Source organism: Lachnoclostridium edouardi (assembly GCF_900240245.1).
Lineage (GTDB): Bacteria > Bacillota > Clostridia > Lachnospirales > Lachnospiraceae > Lachnoclostridium_A > Lachnoclostridium_A edouardi.
In genome coordinates, this window is record NZ_OESQ01000001.1 from 1,609,652 (window position 1) to 1,625,676 (window position 16,025).

The window sequence follows — 16,025 nt, forward strand, 5'->3', positions numbered from 1 at the left end:
TTTACGCCTCAAGGACTTCCTTCTCTTCAGTCGTCTCTTCTGCCCGCTTTTCTCCCAGGCGGCAGGTGAGCAAAATTGTGCTGTGACCTTCCAACTCCAAATCCAGATAACCATTTTTAGAATAAAACTTAATTTCTCCGGCATTATATCCGTATTGGCTGGTAAGCATCCGTCTGGTCATAATATGGCTGTCCCAAATTCCCAGCTGCCATACAGGAACCTGCACATCCTGAAAGTCCTTATTATTATTCACTACTATCACGCAGCACTCGTCTTCCCTCATCCTCCCGTAAGCAATCAGGTTAGCTCCTGCCAGCAAAGGCTTTACTGAGCCAAGACGCAGGGATTTTTCTGCTTTGTGAAGATGAATCATATAGCTGTAAAATTCAATCAGCTCCACATCCTCCTGTCCCCAGGGATATGTGCGCCTGTTATCCGGATCAGTCCACCCGCAGACGCCGGTCTCATCTCCATAATACACTGTAGGAGCTCCCGGCCATGTCATCTGCATCACAACTCCAGCCCGGAATATGCCGTAATTAATGCCCTGGGAGGCCTTTTCTGAGCCTGCAGTGGCAACTCTTCCTACAATTTTATTTGTCCTGGTAAGGAAACGGGAATGGTCGTGGTTAGACAGCTCATTCATGGAAGTAATAATAGAGGAATACTGCATCCAGCTCATATGGTAAGCCATAGAACTGAAAAAATGCTCCCCATTTCCGTCCAGATAGGCATTATACTCGTCGCTGTGTTTTTCCATACCTGTTAAAAACCAGGAAACCGGCTCCATAAAAGCGTCGTAATTCATAATGGTATCCCACTGGTCTCCTTCCAGCCAGCTGCTGGGATCTCCATAATGCTCAGCCAAAATAAGGGCATTGGGATTGGCTTCTTTTACTGCCTTCCTGAAATCTCTCCAGAATTTGTGATTAAACTTGCTGCTGTGGCCTAAATCTGCAGCCACGTCTAAACGCCATCCGTCTACATTATAAGGAGGGGACACCCACTTCTTAGCAATATTAAGCACATAGCTGTACAGCTTTGCCGATTCCTCATAATTTAGCTTTGGCAGAGTATCATGCCCCCACCAGCCGTCATAATTCTTGTTGTAGGGCCAGTCCTCCTTAAAAAATTTAAAAAAGGAACGGTACGGGCTGTCTTCTGAAATATAAGCTCCCTTTTCATATTTCCCTGACTGCTCATAAATCTGCTCCCTGTCCAGCCACTTGTTAAATGAGCCGCAGTGGTTAAAAACGCCGTCAATAATCACCTTCATGCCCCGGCGGTGTATTTCTGACACTAATCTGGCAAAAAAAGCGTTGCTGGCCTCCAGATTTTTCTTGTCCGTACTTCTTATCATATATCTGGTGGCGTTTGTATTATCATGGTCCCCATCCCCAAGGCGGCGCCCTCCGTCTTTTACTATAACTCCTAAATGGGGGTCAATATAATCGTAATCCTGGCAGTCATATTTATGGTTGGAGGGGGACACAAATATAGGATTAAAATAAATCACCTCCACGCCTAAGTACTGAATATAATCCAGCTTGTCCCAAACTCCCTGAAGGTCTCCTCCGTAAAATCTGTCTACGTCCATGGCGGCAGGATACTCGTTCCAGTCAGATACTCTGGATACCGGCCTGCCAATATAAATATACTCCCCTGTATCTACGTCATTGAAACAGTCCCCTCTGGAAAATCTGTCCACAAAGATCTGGTACATGACCGCCCCTTTTGCCCATTCAGGCGTGTGAAATCCAGGAGTAATGCGAAAGCTGAATAAATCCTCCAGCCGGTCTTTTTCTACCACTCCCAGCTTATTATAATAACAGACCTCTTCTCCCTTTATCACAGTAAAAAAAAGCAGTATCAGATCAGTCTCAACCGTGATATTGCACTGGTAATAATCAAATAACTCATCTGATTCTACTTTTATCATTGAATAATCATTGATTCCTGTATTACAAACCACCTGGTCTACATTATCCTTTTCCGTTCTGAAACGCAAGGTCACCAGCTGACCCGGATCAGGCTCAGCCGGAATACGGTAATCTGAAGTTTCATCTGCAAATAATGCGTCTCTGTTTATCCCCGGAACTATTTCTGCCATAATTTATTCCTCTTCACCTATTTTCTCTCTCTTCCTATATTTTATATGATTCACAATAAATATACAACCTAAACTTTTCTTTTGCTATTTTCCAACAGCAAAAGAGCCAGCGGGGTAGCTGGCTCTTTTAGGAGAAGGTATTTCGTTTCTTATGGGGTGTAGCAAAAACTATATAATGTATTGGGGGGGGTTTACGTTAATTATAGTATCATATACGAGAAAATAAGTGTGCACAAACTTCATTTTTTTTCAAAAAAATTTTTATGCATTTCTCCGATACATTTTTCACAATACCCAAAAATTCATAGAAAAATTATCTAAATTTCAATAGGCTTCTTGGAAAACAGCTCCTCGAACTCCTTCTGACCAATCTTTTCTTTTTCAATCAGCAGGCTGCTGCAGGCGTGAAGCACATCCTCATGCTTCTGAATCAGCTCCTTGGCCTGGCTGTAGCACTGGTCAATAATTCTTTTCACTTCGCTGTCAATTTCTGTGGCCACCCGCTCTCCGTAGCTTTTTGTGTGAGCCAGATCACGGCCGATAAATACCTCGTCTCCATCGCTGCCATAATTTATCATACCAATCTTTTCAGACATTCCATACTGAGTCACCATAGCTCTGGCAGTGGCTGTAGCCTGTTTAATATCCTGAGAAGCCCCTGTGGTCACATCATCGAAAATCAGCTCCTCAGCGATTCTTCCGCCCAGAGAAACCATAATGTTCTGCAGCATTTTTCCCTTGGTATTAAACATCTCATCCTGCTCCGGCAAAGGCATAGTATAGCCGGCGGCTCCCATTCCAGTAGGAATAATGGAGATGGTATGCACCGGTCCTACATCCGGCAGCAAGTGGAACAAAATGGCGTGGCCGGCTTCGTGATAAGCTGTAATTTTTTTCTCTTTATCAGAAATTACACGGCTCTTTTTCTCCGTGCCGATTCCCACCTTAATAAAAGAGCGCTCAATATCAGACTGCTGAATAAATTTTCTGCCGTTTCTGGCAGCCATAATTGCGGCCTCATTCATCAGGTTTTCCAAATCTGCCCCGGTAAATCCTGCAGTAGTCTGGGCAATTCGTTTTAAATCTACATCCTCGGCAAGAGGCTTTTCGCTGACATGAATGTGCAGGATTTCTTCTCTTCCCTTTACATCCGGTCTTCCCACAGCCACTTTTCTGTCAAAACGTCCCGGACGGAGAATAGCCGGGTCTAAAATATCCACACGGTTGGTGGCGGCCATAACAATAATTCCCTCATTTACTCCAAAGCCGTCCATCTCTACCAGCAGCTGATTTAAAGTCTGCTCTCGCTCATCATGGCCTCCGCCCATACCGGTTCCTCTCCGGCGGGCAACGGCATCAATCTCGTCAATAAATACAATACACGGAGCGTTCCTCTTGGCGTCCTCAAATAAGTCCCTGACTCTGGAAGCTCCTACGCCTACAAACATTTCCACAAAATCAGAGCCGGAGATGCTGAAAAACGGAACTCCCGCCTCACCTGCCACTGCTTTTGCCAACAGCGTCTTACCTGTTCCAGGAGGGCCCACTAAAATCAGTCCTTTAGGAATTCTGGCGCCTACGCTGGTATATTTTTGAGGATCTTTAAGGAAATCCACTACCTCCTCCAGCTCCTCCTTCTCTTCCTGAAGCCCGGCTACCTTTTTAAAGTTCACCTTGCTGTCCCTGCTGATTCTGGCCCGGCTTTTTCCAAAATTCATCATTTTGGCGTTTGTGCCGCCTCCTCCGGCCCTAAGGTTCATAAACGCAAAAATTGCCACAACCATAATACCTGTCAGAATTACAGGCAGAATGACTGTCATCATGTAGCTTTCGTGAGGAACATCGTCCATGGTGTAATCCAGGCCCCGCTCCTCCAGCATATTTTCAATTTCCTTTACATCTGATACATTTACGTGGTAATCGTTCTTATCCCCTTTTAGCTTTAAGGTCACTTCGCCTGTAGGCGTTTCTTTGTTCGGTTGAATAGAAATGGATTCTACATTTCCGCTGTCTAAAGCCTCCACAAATCCCTGGCGGCTCATACGGCCCGCTGCAATTCTTCCCGGCATAACTGAGCCAATATAGATTAACAGCAGCATAATGATAAGGAATCCAAATCCTCTAAATGATTGTTGTCTCAACGGTTGCCTCCTTATTTTTCAATTACTCCAATATATGGTAAATTTCTGTAATGCTGATCATAGTCCAGCCCATACCCTACTACAAATTCATCTGGAATAGTAAAACAGGTATACTGTACCTGTACCTGCTTCTTTACCCTTCTCTCCGGTTTATCTAACAAGGTACACAGCTGAATTGTAGCTGGATTTCTCTGCTTTAAAACTTCAATTAAATAAGAAAGGGTACGTCCGGAGTCAATAATGTCCTCCACAATCAATACATCCTTACCTTCCAGCGGTTCATCCAGGTCTTTAATGATTTTTACCACTCCGCTGGATTCTGTACCACTGCCATAGCTGGACACCGACATAAAATCCAGAGAAACAGGCACTGTAATTCTTTTTGCCAGTTCGCATGTAAAGAATACTCCGCCCTTTAATATACAAATTAAATGTACCTTTTTTCCCGCATAATCCCTGTTGATTTCAGCTGCAATTTCATTAATTCTTTTATTAACTTCTTCCTCACTTAATAATACACGTATTTTATCAGCCATTGTTTTCTCCTCCGTTAAAAATCACTTGAATTACTGTCTTTGTATGTTCAGTTATTTTATAGTATTCACTAATCCTGTATCCGACAATCCACACAATATGATTTCCATCTGCCAGAACAGGAATCCTTTCTCTGTCCTGTCTGGGAATCTTAGATTCTATCATAAATTTCTTCAGGGTTTTTCTCCCTCCGTCCTTTAAGGTAATATAATCTCCTGTGCGGCGGAAACGAAGACACAATGCATTTTCCATTCTATCATAATCAAACCATTTCGTATACTGGTTTTTAGGAATTTCCTTGTGTTTTTCCCAGGGAAATACTTGAATTTCCATGAATTTTCCAAGATCCTTCTCAATAACCGGTTCCGGCCCGTCATCTGCCTTTTTCCTTATTTTCAGCTGAGCGTACTCTTTTACTCCTTCTAAACCGTAAGGCAGGTCTGTTTTCTTCCCCACCTGCTTTTTGGCCAGCTGTCTTACTGCTTCTATGTGGGAGAATCCAATATCTTTTGATGACCCTGAAAGTATACTGATCATTTTCCGGATTATATAGTACTGTATAATTTCCTCTTCCTGGCTCAGCTGATTTGCAGGATATTCTACAAAGCCGTCTCCTGTTTTTCCCCAGGCTTTAAAACAAAGGTCCCCCTGCTTTTCCAGATAACTGTCCGCCATTGACAGAATTTTCCCTGCCTGCTCTATATGTTTTACAGCCATAGGATTGATTTCCTTTTCCACATAAGGAATCAGCTGATTTCTGATTTTATTTCTGGTATACTGATTCTCCTTATTTGTTGAGTCCTGGCACCAGTCTATATGATTTTCCTTTAGATAGAGAAGAATCTCTTCTCTGTCTGTCTCCAAAAGAGGACGGATTATTTTGCCGTTTACCGGCTGAATTCCCCCTATTCCTTTTATGCCGCTTCCCCTAAATAAGTTGTGAAGGATTGTCTCCGCTCTGTCCCCTGTGTGATGAGCAACTGCAATTTTAACCTTTGGGTATGTTTTCCCGGCCTGTTCTGCAGCTTCCCCTAAAGCCTTATATCTGACAATTCTTCCGGCTTCCTCCAAAGACAGCTTTTCCTCTTCAGCAAACTGCCTTACATCTTTATTGACGATTTTTACAGAGACTCCCAGCTGTTCTCCCAGCCTGGCGCAGTATTTAGCGTCTCTGTCCGCCTCACTGCCTCTTAATCCGTGATGTACATGAAGAGCCTCCAGGGTAATATTAAGCTCTGAGGAAAGTGTTTTCAGCACATGCAAAAGGCAGACCGAATCCGCTCCGCCTGACAACGCTATTATAATATGATCCCCCGGTTCTGCCATTTCATATTTTCTAATTGTATTTAATATCTTATGGTACATATATCCTCTGTATTCTCCCTGTTTTTCTAACCATAACTATACCTGGATTTTAGCCGCGCTGCAATTACTATTTTCGTTTCCACACACGGGCCGTCAGCACCGTCATATCGTCTCTCACCCCATCAGAATAAGAGATAACAAATTCCAGAATTTCTTCTGCCAACTCCTGAGGCGTAGTTTCCTCCATATCAGAAAGATACTCTTTTAAAATTCCTTCCTTGTCCTCCCCCGGCAGCCCGTCCAAAACGCCGTCGCTGACCATAACTATCCAGTTTTCATCCCAAAGCTTTTTGGACAGCAACACCGGCTCCACAGGACTGATAATTCCCGCCGGCACCTCCCCTGCCTCTATAGCCTCCACCCCATCCTGACTGATTACAAATGTAGCCGCGGCTCCCAGCTTCATCATCTCTAAAACTCCAGAATGTAAATCTACACATGCCAGATCTAAGGTGGCGGGATGTTCCTCCGCTCCGGTTAACAGCAGCACAGTATTTACCATTTTCAGGGCCGCTCTTGCTGAAAATCCGGCCTCCAAAAGCTGCTGCGTCAGCTCCACTACTTTTTGGCTGTCCTGGCAGGCGTGAACGCCGCTTCCCATGCCGTCTGATAAGCTGATCATCACCTGACCCGGAATATGGCTGGCAAAGGAATAATTGTCCCCGGACACCTCTTCCCCCTCTTTTACTGCGCAGGCAGCGCCGTAAGCCAGTCTATACCGGCCCTCTTCTACAAACCGGAACACAGCATACTGTCTGTTTATAATAGTTTTGCTGTCCTTTGATACGCTCCATCTGCCCTCACCCATGGCCTGTCCCACTAACTCCGCCGCTTCTCTGGAGGTCATACATCTTCCGTTCCCGCTTTTTACTGTAAGAAAAACTTCTTTCTGCTTTCCCTCATACTCTAACACCAGCACACTGGATACATTTAAGCGGTTCTGCTTGAAAATTCTTCTGATGGCTCCCTCTTTAGAAGCTGTAATGTCCTCAGCCAGCTCCATTTGATGAGAAAATTCTTCTAATATTACAGCCAGCTCTCTAAACTGAACAATGAGCGCGTCTCTGCTTTCTAAAAATCTGTTTTTCCAGGCCAAATTCATAGTAGCTCTGCCTAAGCTTTTATTCAGCTGGCGTATGTATTCCTCTTTTTTAGGGCAGGATTCCTGAAAAAGGAGGGGCATGTCCCCCTCGCTTACCATCCCCATCTGTTCAAAGGCTCTAAGGAGATAGTAGAGAAAATAACTGTCCCCATTTACACTGTCATTGTATACGCTGCATCTGCTGCATTCCCCGCAGACCATTACAGCTGCTGTCTTTAAGGCGGCTTCCCCGTCCTCCTTTGTCAGACTCCGTCCCTTTCCAGTCTCGTCATCACAAGATTTTGCCAGCTGAGTTAAAGAGCTGGCCAGGCTGTTTAACTTCTTCGCCGTATATATATTCACGTCTGCCAGATTCTTCTGATCTGTTTTTATTCTCAACAAAAAAATCCCTCCTCACCTGCATACCTATGATTATATACAGGGAGGAAGGAAATATTTGTCAAACCCAGTCGCCCATACAGAAAAACTTTACGACATATTCCTTCAGATTCTATGATTATCTGGGGTTAGCCGGCTTTAAAAGAACCTCGTCCTCTTTTACCATACCCAGCTTTTCCTTAGCTACTTTTTCAATGTACTGTTTGGTCTGTACATACTTCCGCTTTTCCTCCAGATTCTTGGCCCGCTCATTTTCCTGGTCTAATTGAGCTTTTAAGCTGTCTTCCCTGACCTGGTACTCTACAGCCTTGTCCTTTAAGGAAACGCCCCGCACATTAACCACAACAGCAAGGCTGCCAACTACCAGGGTTATCCCGATAATTGCCATCCTGTTTCCCCATTTGTCTTTTCTCTGTCTCCTAGATGTGGCTCTTACCTTTTTTTTCATTTACTCACCGGTTTCTTGTTTTTCTTCTTAATTTTTATTGTAATGAAGTTCTTTACAGATTGCAAGCCTTTTAAAAAAAACCTGCTGAATAATCTGTCGTAGATCACCATTCCGGCCACAGTTCCAACAATTGCATATGCCCTAAGGCTTCCGTCGTTCTGCCTGTACAGCAGCAAAAACGTGGAAATCCCTGCATAGAACCAGTATCCTAAGTCCTCTATTCCAATCCACAGACTGTTGTGGGGAATAAAGATGCGAAGCACCCGCAAAATATCATAGGACATCATCAGACATCCTCCTAGTATGAAACTTAAATACAATAGTCTGATCTCTCCCCATATGCTTCCAGTCAACCATTCCACCGCCTGTCTCATTTAAAAAGCCTGGAAAATAAAGAGTCCCCCGACCTTTTATATGCTTCATTGGAGGAATAGGTTAAGCTGTCAACAGTGCCGTCAATATCAATTTCCCCTTTTTCCACAGTCAGGCGGCTGACATGAAGCCCCTTTCCCTTTATAGTCAAAAGTCCCATGACAGTGTTGAGAACCACCTGATTTTCGTCAAAGGACACTACATCCTCTAACCCTGTAAGACAGCAGGTAGACCGGTTTAAAACCGTCAGCTTATGGGGACGGTTTGTCAACTTTTCTTCCATATCAAAAACCTCCTCGTACATTTAACTGCCTTGTTAAATGTATGAAGAGGTTTGCATTTTCATTCCTATAAGTACCGGTAAAGTTCTTTGGCTTCATCCTTCTTTACAGTTTCCTGTACATCCAGCACTTCCACCTTTACAGATTTAGTGCCAAACTGGATTTCAATAATATCCCCGTTTTTAACATCATAAGAGGCCTTTGCACTTTTATCATTGACAAATACACGTCCTGCATCACATGCCTCATTAGCCACAGTCCTTCTTTTGATTAAACGCGATACCTTTAAAAACTTATCAAGTCTCATATATTAGTTATTTACCATATCCTTCAGAACTCTGCCTGGTTTAAACTTTGGTGTTCTGGATGCTGCAATCTTCATTGGCTCGCCTGTCTTAGGATTTCTTCCTTCTCTCTCTGGTCTTTCAGATACTTCAAATGTACCAAAACCTACTAACTGGATTTTTCCACTATTTGCTAATTCTTCGGAAATAACATCTGTGAAAGCTTTCACTGCCTTCTCAGCATCTTTCTTGGAAAGTTCTGTCCTCTCAGCAATTGCTGCGACTAAGTCTGTCTTATTCATTATATTTTCCTCCTAGAACTATTTGAAAGCTATAGTTTTTTTGCCTTCAATCCTACATAATGTTATACTCTACATTTATATCTGTTTCTATAGTATTTGTCAAGGTTTTTTCCCTTTTTCATTGTTTTTTAAGATCTTCCATAATTCGTTGCTTTCCGCCGTGGAACTAACCTTTACATCTCCAAAAACATGGGGATGGCGATACACCATTTTTCGGCAAATTCCGTCAACAACGTCTTCTATTGTAAATTCCTTTTCTTCTTTTCCTATCTGGCTGTGAATCATTACCTGGAACAATAAGTCCCCCAGCTCCTCGCACAAATTTTCCGTGTCCTTATTGTCAATAGCCAAAAGTACTTCCTGGCATTCGTCAGTAAGACATTTCTTCATAGATTCATGGGTCTGCTCTTTGTCCCATGGGCAGCCCTTATCCTTGTCTCTTAGCTTCTCTACAATCCGGATCAGATCTTCAAATGTATACATATGTTTTCCTTTCCCTGTATTTTGCAGCAGTTCTGTATATCTTCATCATAAAGCAAAAACATATCCGGAACAAGACTATTTTTTTCCTGCCCCGGATATATGTGCTTTTTAATGTCCAAACAGAAATCATCTGCTCCTTCAGGGAAAAAGCTGTTTTACCCTTCCATCTGACGGCCAAGGAAACCGGCGGCTGTAGTAACCAGCTTAATCTCCGCATCGCCAAATCTGGCTCTGGGTTCCTTTGTCAGCAGTATAACGGCCCCAATAGCGTCTCCCTCGCAGATAATCGGCGCAATTACCTGGGCTGTAACTCCTTCAGGTTCATCTGAGGTAACAGGAATAAATCCTTTTTCATCTCCTGCCGCCACCAGCACATTTCTTTCTGTAATCAGGTTTTCCAGCTGATGACTAATGTTTTTCTGCAGCATTTCCTTTTTAGATGCTCCTGAAACAGCGATTACCTGATCTCTGTCAGTAATACATACGATTTTTCCCGTTGTCTGGGCCATGGCCTCTGCATATTGTCCTGCAAAAGCAGTCAGCTCTACCATTGGTGAATATTTCTTTAAAATAATTTCACCTTCCCGGTCCGTGAAGATCTCTAACGGGGTTCCTTCCCGCAGGCGCAGGGTGCGTCTGATCTCTTTTGGGATCACTACCCTTCCTAAATCGTCTATTCTTCTTACAATTCCTGTAGCTTTCATAGATGCTCCTCCATTTGTTTAGTTGCTTCCTGTTTTTTATTATTTCTGGAAGTAGTATCTGTAAAATCAAGGAATCTATTCAAATAATTTTCCCTAATGTCAAATTGGGGCTTTTCATGTCTATTCTCCTTCCAGATTTCCAGTTTATTTTCTTAAATGTTTGGATTTTTATTCTTTATGTGTTTATATTAAACATATAATGTTCGTTTGTCAACTCAATATTGTTAATTGCGCACATTTAAATTGGAAGAAATTGGTAATTTTTCCCTTTTTCTATTTACAATCACCCTCTTATTTGCTAAGATTGGTTTAATAAAAGTTCCATTTTATACAGTAAAAGAGGTATTATACATGTTAAAAAGCGAAAGATTGTTGCAAATACAAGCTATGCTGAATAAATATGGGAAAGTGGAAGTCAGTAATCTTTGCAGAATATTTAATGTCACTGAGATGACCATCAGACGTGATTTAAACGAGCTAGAAAAGCAGAATCTTGCCATTCGATCTCACGGAGGCGCTGTGGCTGTCCGTAAAAATGCTGATCCCCAGCGCCCTTATTATATGAGAATTTCTTCACATATGGCAGAAAAAGAAGCAATCGCCGCGGCGGCTATGCCTTTAATCCCCAACGGAGCCAGGCTTTTTTTTGATTCCAGCACCACTGTGTATTGTTTGGCCCGCTGTCTGGCCAACACTCAAAATCTGCTTGTAGTTACAGATACTTTAACTACTGCGCTGGAATTAAACTCCAGGACTAACATTCACGTAATGTGTCTGGGCGGAGAGCTTCAAAAAAACACCAATTCCTGTTCAGGCATATTCGCAGAGAACATGCTTCAATCCATGCGTTTTGATTATGCTTTTATTGGTCTTTACGGCATCTCTGCAGACGGATATCTGTCTACTCCAAGTACATCCGAATTCTCTTTAAAACGTACGGTTATTGAACATTCTGCCCACACAGTTGTTCTCATTGACAGCAGCAAGCTGGTCATGCCTAATTTTCTGCAGCTGGGACACATCTCAGAAATCGACACCATTGTTACAGACTCCAACGCTCCCCAGTCCTTTATTGACAACTGCAGACAGCATGACACAAAGTTAATTATTGCAAACGTATAATCAATTGAAGTCAAGACCACCGGCTAAGCCGGTGGCTTGCTTTGACCCTATAAGGGTCTGTTACCGGCACTGGAGTCTAAAGACTCTCCGAAATAGGTTCGCCAAGCGCAACATCATTTACCTACTAAGCCCTAAAGGGCTTATTTTATTTGTTTGCTTTTACTGGCTCACCCGTAAACGGGTCAATATACTCTTTCAGTGTCATCTGATCATATTCCAAATCTTCTTGTAACTGATTTGCTATATATTCCTGTATTTTCTTTGCATTTTTCCCTACCGTATCTACATAATATCCTCGACACCAAAAATGTCTATTTCCATATTTATATTTCAAATTTGTATGTCTTTCAAATATCATAAGTGTACTTTTTCCTTTCAAATACCCTACAAAATACGATACACTAATGCTTGGCGGAATTTCTACTAGCATATGTACATGATCTGGACATATCTCTGCTTCTACAATTTTTACACCTTTTCTTTTGCATAACATACTTAAAATATTTGCTATATCCTGTTTTATTTTTCCGTATGCTATTTTTCTCCTATATTTTGGTGCAAATACAATATGATACTTACAATTCCATTTTGTATGTGATAAACTGTTACTATCCATATGGATACCTCCTTTGTTTATTAATGCGGTTGGCGAACCTTACATTAATTATAACACTGGAGGTTTTTTGCTGTAAGCTGAANATACAATATGATACTTACAATTCCATTTTGTATGTGATAAACTGTTACTATCCATATGGATACCTCCTTTGTTTATTAATGCGGTTGGCGAACCTTACATTAATTATAACACTGGAGGTTTTTTGCTGTAAGCTGAAGCAATTCTAACTCACCTGCATAGCAGGTGGTTTATTTGTTTTCCAAAGTTCCGTTTTTCGGATCAACGAAAAACTCCACAATGGTAAACAGGGCTTTGCCCTAACAACAAAAACGGGAATGATGGATTTTATCTTTACATCATTCCCGTTTCTTCTTCATTTTATTTTCTTAGCTCCCAGGCAATTCTGGCGCTTTCTTCCAACTCTTCCAGGCAGTAAAATGCATCTAAAATATCTTTTCCCGGCACAACAGGGCCGTGCTGCTTCAAAAGATAGCCGTCGCTGTGCTTAATTCTGTCCAAAAAAGCCTGAAAAAGCTCAGGTGTGCCAGGCTTTTCATATGGAATCATCCCTACTGTTCCCAGCTTCATTTTTAAATATGGCGTATGATCTGGAATACAATCCTTTTCATTTTCCACAGGTAAGAAACTCCAAAGCACTGAATATGTACTGTGGGTATGGAGCACTGCCCCTATATTAGAATCCTTCTGATATAAATACAGATGAAGAGGCAGCTCTTTACTTGGCTTTTTCTCTGAAAGCACTGTTCCCTCCAGGGACACTGCTGCAAAGTCCTCCGGCTTTAAGGTTCCAAAGCAGGTGCCGCTGCCGCTGATATATACAGTTCCCTCATGGAGAAAGCTCATATTGGCTGACGAGCCTGATGTTTTATTTCTGTCAAATAAGCTTTTTCCTACCCATATAGCCTGTTCTATTTTTTTCTTCAGCATTTCATCCATTTTATTTTCCCTCTTTCTTCTCTGTCATTTCCAGTACCTTTGTAAAGAAATCTTCCTGGCCAAAGTTTCCTGACTTTAACACAAGGCGGATATCTTCTCTTCCGGCAGGAATCATAATAGGAACTCCAGGAGCCACGCTTTCGCCGATTCTGTATGAATCAAAGCCCAGACCTTTTGTTACAGCCCCGGAGGTTTCCCCTCCTGCCACAATGATTCTGGTCATTCCCGCTTCCACTGCTTTTTTAGCCAGAGCGGCTGAGGCCTGCTCCAGCATGGAAGCAATCCGCTCTCTGCCCATTTCCTGCACCTTTTTTACATTATCCGCTGTATCAGAGCTGTATACCAGCACCGGATGATCCTGGTGTTCTTTAATAAAACTCCACACATCCTCCACAGACTCTTTTCCCTCTGCCATTGCAACCGGGTCTATTCTGCAGCTTAAACCGCCCTGTTCCTGAAAATACTTGATCTGTCCTAATGTAGCCTTAGAGCAGCTTCCAGCCACCATAAACGCCCCGCCCTTAGTAGTACTTTCGGGCACAGCGCTTTCGCCGCTGATTCCCAGCTTTGCCGCGTGCAGCCGCGCTAAAGGCTCTAACAGCCCGCTTCCTCCAGTTAAAAGAGGCAGATTGTAAAACATTGCGGCAATTTTTTCTCCGTCCTCATCCTTCTCATAATCAGGAATCAAATATGTCCTTTTTTCACCTTCAAAAGCCTGAGCTACTTCCTCCAGGTCTTTTTCAAACCAGGACCTGTCCATTATTTTACAGGGATAAATACTCTGGTCCTTCATCAGCTCCTGAATTCTGCAGTCCCACATAGGAGTCAGGGGATGATTTTTCATAGGGCTTTCCTGAAGTGGAACGCCGTTTACATACAGACAGCCATCTTTCACTGTTCTGCCGTTTACTGGAAGCGACGGGCATAAAAGGCTAAGCTTAGACCCAGTCAGCTCCATGGCTCTATCTGCAATAGGACCAATGTTTCCCTCCCTGGTAGAGTCAAAGGTAGAGCAATATTTTAAATAAAAATGTTCTACTCCCTGCTCGCCCATCCACAGCAGTGCCTTCATAGTATCTTCCACCGCCGACGTTGTTTCCTGGGTTCTGGTCTTTAACGCAATGACAATGGCCTGAACCCCCGGCAGCACCTTATCCCCCTCTTTAGGTATTCCGTTAAATAACTGGGTAGGCAGCCCTCCCTTTACTAAAAAGGATGCCGCATCCCCTGCTCCTGTAAAATCATCTGCTACACAGCCAAAAATCGCCATTTTTCTCCTCCTTATTTATGCCTCTTTTGTTTTATGAATTTTTGTTACTGCTGTTAAAACCAGCGCCAGAGCTGCGGCTCCCACAATTAAACCTATCCAGCCGTTCTGTGTGATTCCTGCTGTCAAATATCCGGCCAAACTGCAGCCGGCCACTAAAAGAGCATATGGAATCTGTGTGGACACATGGTTCATGTGATTACACTGGGCCCCTGCAGACGCCAATATGGTAGTATCTGAAATCGGAGACATGTGGTCTCCGCACACTGCTCCCGCCAAAATTGCAGCTACGTTAATAGACAGTACGTTCTGATTTTCCAGACCTAATATAGCAATGGCTATAGGAATCAGAATTCCAAAGGTTCCCCATGAGGTTCCTGTAGAAAAGGAAAGTCCTACTGCCACTACAAAGAAAATTGCAGGCAAAAGAGCTCCAATCAAAGCATTCTCTCCTACTATTCCGCCTACATATCCGCCAATGTTTAAATATTCCTCACTGCAGATACCGGATAATGTCCATGCCAGACTTAATATAATAATAGCCGGCACCATAGCCTTAATGCCTACAGGAATACTTTCGCAGAACTCAGCATAGCTGATTACTTTTCTGGGCAGATAAAATACTAAAATAAATACTAAAGTAAAGAATGCTCCAAGCACCAAACTTTTAGAGGAATCACATCCTGCAAAAGCAGTTACTACAGATTCTCCCTCCAGAATTCCTCCTGTGTAAAGCATTGCGCTGACGCACAGTACAATCAGCACTAAAATAGGCAGCACCAAATCAATTACCTTTCCTCTTCCAGTAATTTTAATACTGTCATCGTCAATGGTTTCCTCAGAGCCCAGTCTGGCCACCTTATCTTCATATGTTTTCATGGCTCCAAAATCTATATTTTTTGCCGTAATGTAAATCATAAAAGCCAAAGTGCCCAATGCATATAGATTAAAAGGTATGGTTTTTAAAAATAATGTAAAGCCGTCAATCCCGCAGTCCTCCGGCAGGGAAGATCCTACTGCTGCCGCCCAGCTGGACACTGGAGCTATAATACATATAGGGGCTGCAGTGGCGTCAATAATATAAGCCAGCTTAGCCCTGGTAATTTTATATTTATCTGTTACAGGGCGCATAACTGTGCCCACAGTCAGACAGTTAAAATAATCGTCTACAAAAATTAAGGCCCCCAGAAATATTGTGGCAAATAAAGCTCCCTTTTTGCTTTTTATGGTCTGGGAAGCCCAGTCCCCGTAAGCCTTAGACGCCCCTGATTTAGTAATCAAAGAAACTACGATTCCTAAAAGGGCCAGGAAGATTAATATGTTAATATTACTTCCCATTTTACTTCCCATAATATCAAATGTAACTTCTGCAGTCAGCAGCGGATGAAAGCCGGTAAATAAGGCTCCCCCCACCAAAATTCCAATGAGAAGAGACACATACACTTCCTTTGTTATCAGAGCCAGCGCAATCGCCACAATAGGCGGCAATAACGACCATATAGTACCTGACATAGTATTTTCCCCCTGTTTTCTTATAGTAAGGTATTACACTTTTT

General features: G+C 42.8%; 17 protein-coding genes. 1 reads left to right on the plus strand and 16 read right to left on the minus strand.

Annotated features, from left to right (window positions below; genetic code table 11):
- Position 1 precedes the first annotated feature (1 nt).
- The 12 genes from C1A07_RS07510 to spoVT form a co-directional block, all read right to left on the minus strand.
- Positions 2–2,110 (minus strand): glycoside hydrolase family 13 protein, encoded by a 2,109-nt coding sequence (locus C1A07_RS07510; RefSeq protein WP_101876563.1) that lies wholly within the window; start codon positions 2,108–2,110, stop codon positions 2–4.
- A gap of 317 nt (positions 2,111–2,427) precedes the next feature.
- Positions 2,428–4,251, minus strand: a complete 1,824-nt coding sequence (gene ftsH, locus C1A07_RS07515) for an ATP-dependent zinc metalloprotease FtsH (protein WP_330399459.1) — start codon at positions 4,249–4,251, stop codon at positions 2,428–2,430.
- Positions 4,252–4,262: 11 nt separating this feature from the next.
- Positions 4,263–4,787, minus strand: a complete 525-nt coding sequence (hpt, locus tag C1A07_RS07520) for a hypoxanthine phosphoribosyltransferase (RefSeq protein ID WP_101876564.1) — start codon at positions 4,785–4,787, stop codon at positions 4,263–4,265.
- On the minus strand, positions 4,780–6,150 hold the full coding sequence (tilS, locus tag C1A07_RS07525) for a tRNA lysidine(34) synthetase TilS (protein ID WP_101876565.1): 1,371 nt from the start codon (positions 6,148–6,150) through the stop codon (positions 4,780–4,782). Before tilS ends, hpt begins: the two co-directional genes overlap by 8 nt.
- A 67-nt stretch (positions 6,151–6,217) precedes the next feature.
- Positions 6,218–7,633, minus strand: coding sequence for a SpoIIE family protein phosphatase (locus C1A07_RS07530; protein ID WP_101876566.1), 1,416 nt, complete (start codon positions 7,631–7,633; stop codon positions 6,218–6,220).
- 115 nt (positions 7,634–7,748) lie between these two features.
- Positions 7,749–8,078 (minus strand): septum formation initiator family protein, encoded by a 330-nt coding sequence (locus C1A07_RS07535; protein ID WP_101876567.1) that lies wholly within the window; start codon positions 8,076–8,078, stop codon positions 7,749–7,751.
- Positions 8,075–8,452 (minus strand): spore cortex biosynthesis protein YabQ, encoded by a 378-nt coding sequence (gene yabQ, locus C1A07_RS07540; RefSeq protein ID WP_101876568.1) that lies wholly within the window; start codon positions 8,450–8,452, stop codon positions 8,075–8,077. The genes C1A07_RS07535 and yabQ overlap by 4 nt, the downstream gene beginning before the upstream one ends.
- On the minus strand, positions 8,449–8,733 hold the full coding sequence (gene yabP, locus C1A07_RS07545; RefSeq protein ID WP_101876569.1) for a sporulation protein YabP: 285 nt from the start codon (positions 8,731–8,733) through the stop codon (positions 8,449–8,451). The genes yabQ and yabP overlap by 4 nt, the downstream gene beginning before the upstream one ends.
- A gap of 65 nt (positions 8,734–8,798) precedes the next feature.
- Entirely contained in the window at positions 8,799–9,038 is a 240-nt protein-coding gene (locus tag C1A07_RS07550) for an RNA-binding S4 domain-containing protein (protein WP_101876570.1), read from the minus strand.
- Between the two features lie 3 nt (positions 9,039–9,041).
- Positions 9,042–9,317, minus strand: coding sequence for an HU family DNA-binding protein (locus C1A07_RS07555; RefSeq protein WP_101876571.1), 276 nt, complete (start codon positions 9,315–9,317; stop codon positions 9,042–9,044).
- 99 nt (positions 9,318–9,416) lie between these two features.
- Complete coding sequence (locus C1A07_RS07560; protein ID WP_101876572.1) at positions 9,417–9,800, minus strand: MazG family protein; 384 nt, start codon at positions 9,798–9,800, stop codon at positions 9,417–9,419.
- A gap of 155 nt (positions 9,801–9,955) precedes the next feature.
- The gene (gene spoVT, locus C1A07_RS07565; protein ID WP_101876573.1) at positions 9,956–10,504 is read right to left on the minus strand and encodes a stage V sporulation protein T; all 549 of its coding nucleotides are present in this window, start codon (positions 10,502–10,504) and stop codon (positions 9,956–9,958) included.
- 351 nt (positions 10,505–10,855) lie between these two features.
- Between spoVT and C1A07_RS07570 the strand changes: the two genes are divergently transcribed.
- Entirely contained in the window at positions 10,856–11,626 is a 771-nt protein-coding gene (locus C1A07_RS07570) for a DeoR/GlpR family DNA-binding transcription regulator (RefSeq protein ID WP_101876574.1), read from the plus strand.
- A 145-nt stretch (positions 11,627–11,771) separates the two neighbouring features.
- Here C1A07_RS07570 and tnpA read toward each other — a convergent pair whose 3' ends face one another.
- The 4 genes from tnpA to C1A07_RS07595 all read right to left on the minus strand — a co-directional run bounded on the left by tnpA (position 11,772) and on the right by C1A07_RS07595 (position 15,981).
- Positions 11,772–12,242, minus strand: coding sequence for an IS200/IS605 family transposase (gene tnpA / locus C1A07_RS07575; protein ID WP_101876575.1), 471 nt, complete (start codon positions 12,240–12,242; stop codon positions 11,772–11,774).
- Between the two features lie 381 nt (positions 12,243–12,623).
- Positions 12,624–13,202: a class II aldolase/adducin family protein gene (locus C1A07_RS07585; RefSeq protein WP_101876576.1), complete on the minus strand. Its 579-nt coding sequence runs from the start codon at positions 13,200–13,202 to the stop codon at positions 12,624–12,626.
- A 1-nt stretch (position 13,203) separates the two neighbouring features.
- Positions 13,204–14,472, minus strand: coding sequence for a 3-oxo-tetronate kinase (gene otnK / locus C1A07_RS07590; RefSeq protein WP_101876577.1), 1,269 nt, complete (start codon positions 14,470–14,472; stop codon positions 13,204–13,206).
- Between the two features lie 15 nt (positions 14,473–14,487).
- Positions 14,488–15,981 (minus strand): Na+/H+ antiporter NhaC family protein, encoded by a 1,494-nt coding sequence (locus tag C1A07_RS07595; protein WP_101876578.1) that lies wholly within the window; start codon positions 15,979–15,981, stop codon positions 14,488–14,490.
- Positions 15,982–16,025: the final 44 nt, after the last annotated feature.

Excerpts from the sequence above, each read along its gene's own strand:
- C1A07_RS07510 (WP_101876563.1), bottom strand. The coding sequence starts at position 2,110 with ATGGCAGAAATAGTTCCGGGGATAAACAGAGACGCATTATTTGCAGAT.
- hpt (WP_101876564.1), bottom strand. The coding sequence starts at position 4,787 with ATGGCTGATAAAATACGTGTATTATTAAGTGAGGAAGAAGTTAATAAA.
- tilS (WP_101876565.1), bottom strand. The coding sequence starts at position 6,150 with ATGTACCATAAGATATTAAATACAATTAGAAAATATGAAATGGCAGAA.
- C1A07_RS07535 (WP_101876567.1), bottom strand. The coding sequence starts at position 8,078 with ATGAAAAAAAAGGTAAGAGCCACATCTAGGAGACAGAGAAAAGACAAA.
- yabQ (WP_101876568.1), bottom strand. The coding sequence starts at position 8,452 with ATGAGACAGGCGGTGGAATGGTTGACTGGAAGCATATGGGGAGAGATC.
- yabP (WP_101876569.1), bottom strand. The coding sequence starts at position 8,733 with ATGGAAGAAAAGTTGACAAACCGTCCCCATAAGCTGACGGTTTTAAAC.
- C1A07_RS07550 (WP_101876570.1), bottom strand. The coding sequence starts at position 9,038 with ATGAGACTTGATAAGTTTTTAAAGGTATCGCGTTTAATCAAAAGAAGG.
- C1A07_RS07555 (WP_101876571.1), bottom strand. The coding sequence starts at position 9,317 with ATGAATAAGACAGACTTAGTCGCAGCAATTGCTGAGAGGACAGAACTT.
- C1A07_RS07560 (WP_101876572.1), bottom strand. The coding sequence starts at position 9,800 with ATGTATACATTTGAAGATCTGATCCGGATTGTAGAGAAGCTAAGAGAC.
- spoVT (WP_101876573.1), bottom strand. The coding sequence starts at position 10,504 with ATGAAAGCTACAGGAATTGTAAGAAGAATAGACGATTTAGGAAGGGTA.
- C1A07_RS07570 (WP_101876574.1), top strand. The coding sequence starts at position 10,856 with ATGTTAAAAAGCGAAAGATTGTTGCAAATACAAGCTATGCTGAATAAA.
- tnpA (WP_101876575.1), bottom strand. The coding sequence starts at position 12,242 with ATGGATAGTAACAGTTTATCACATACAAAATGGAATTGTAAGTATCAT.
- C1A07_RS07585 (WP_101876576.1), bottom strand. The coding sequence starts at position 13,202 with ATGGATGAAATGCTGAAGAAAAAAATAGAACAGGCTATATGGGTAGGA.
- otnK (WP_101876577.1), bottom strand. The coding sequence starts at position 14,472 with ATGGCGATTTTTGGCTGTGTAGCAGATGATTTTACAGGAGCAGGGGAT.
- C1A07_RS07595 (WP_101876578.1), bottom strand. The coding sequence starts at position 15,981 with ATGTCAGGTACTATATGGTCGTTATTGCCGCCTATTGTGGCGATTGCG.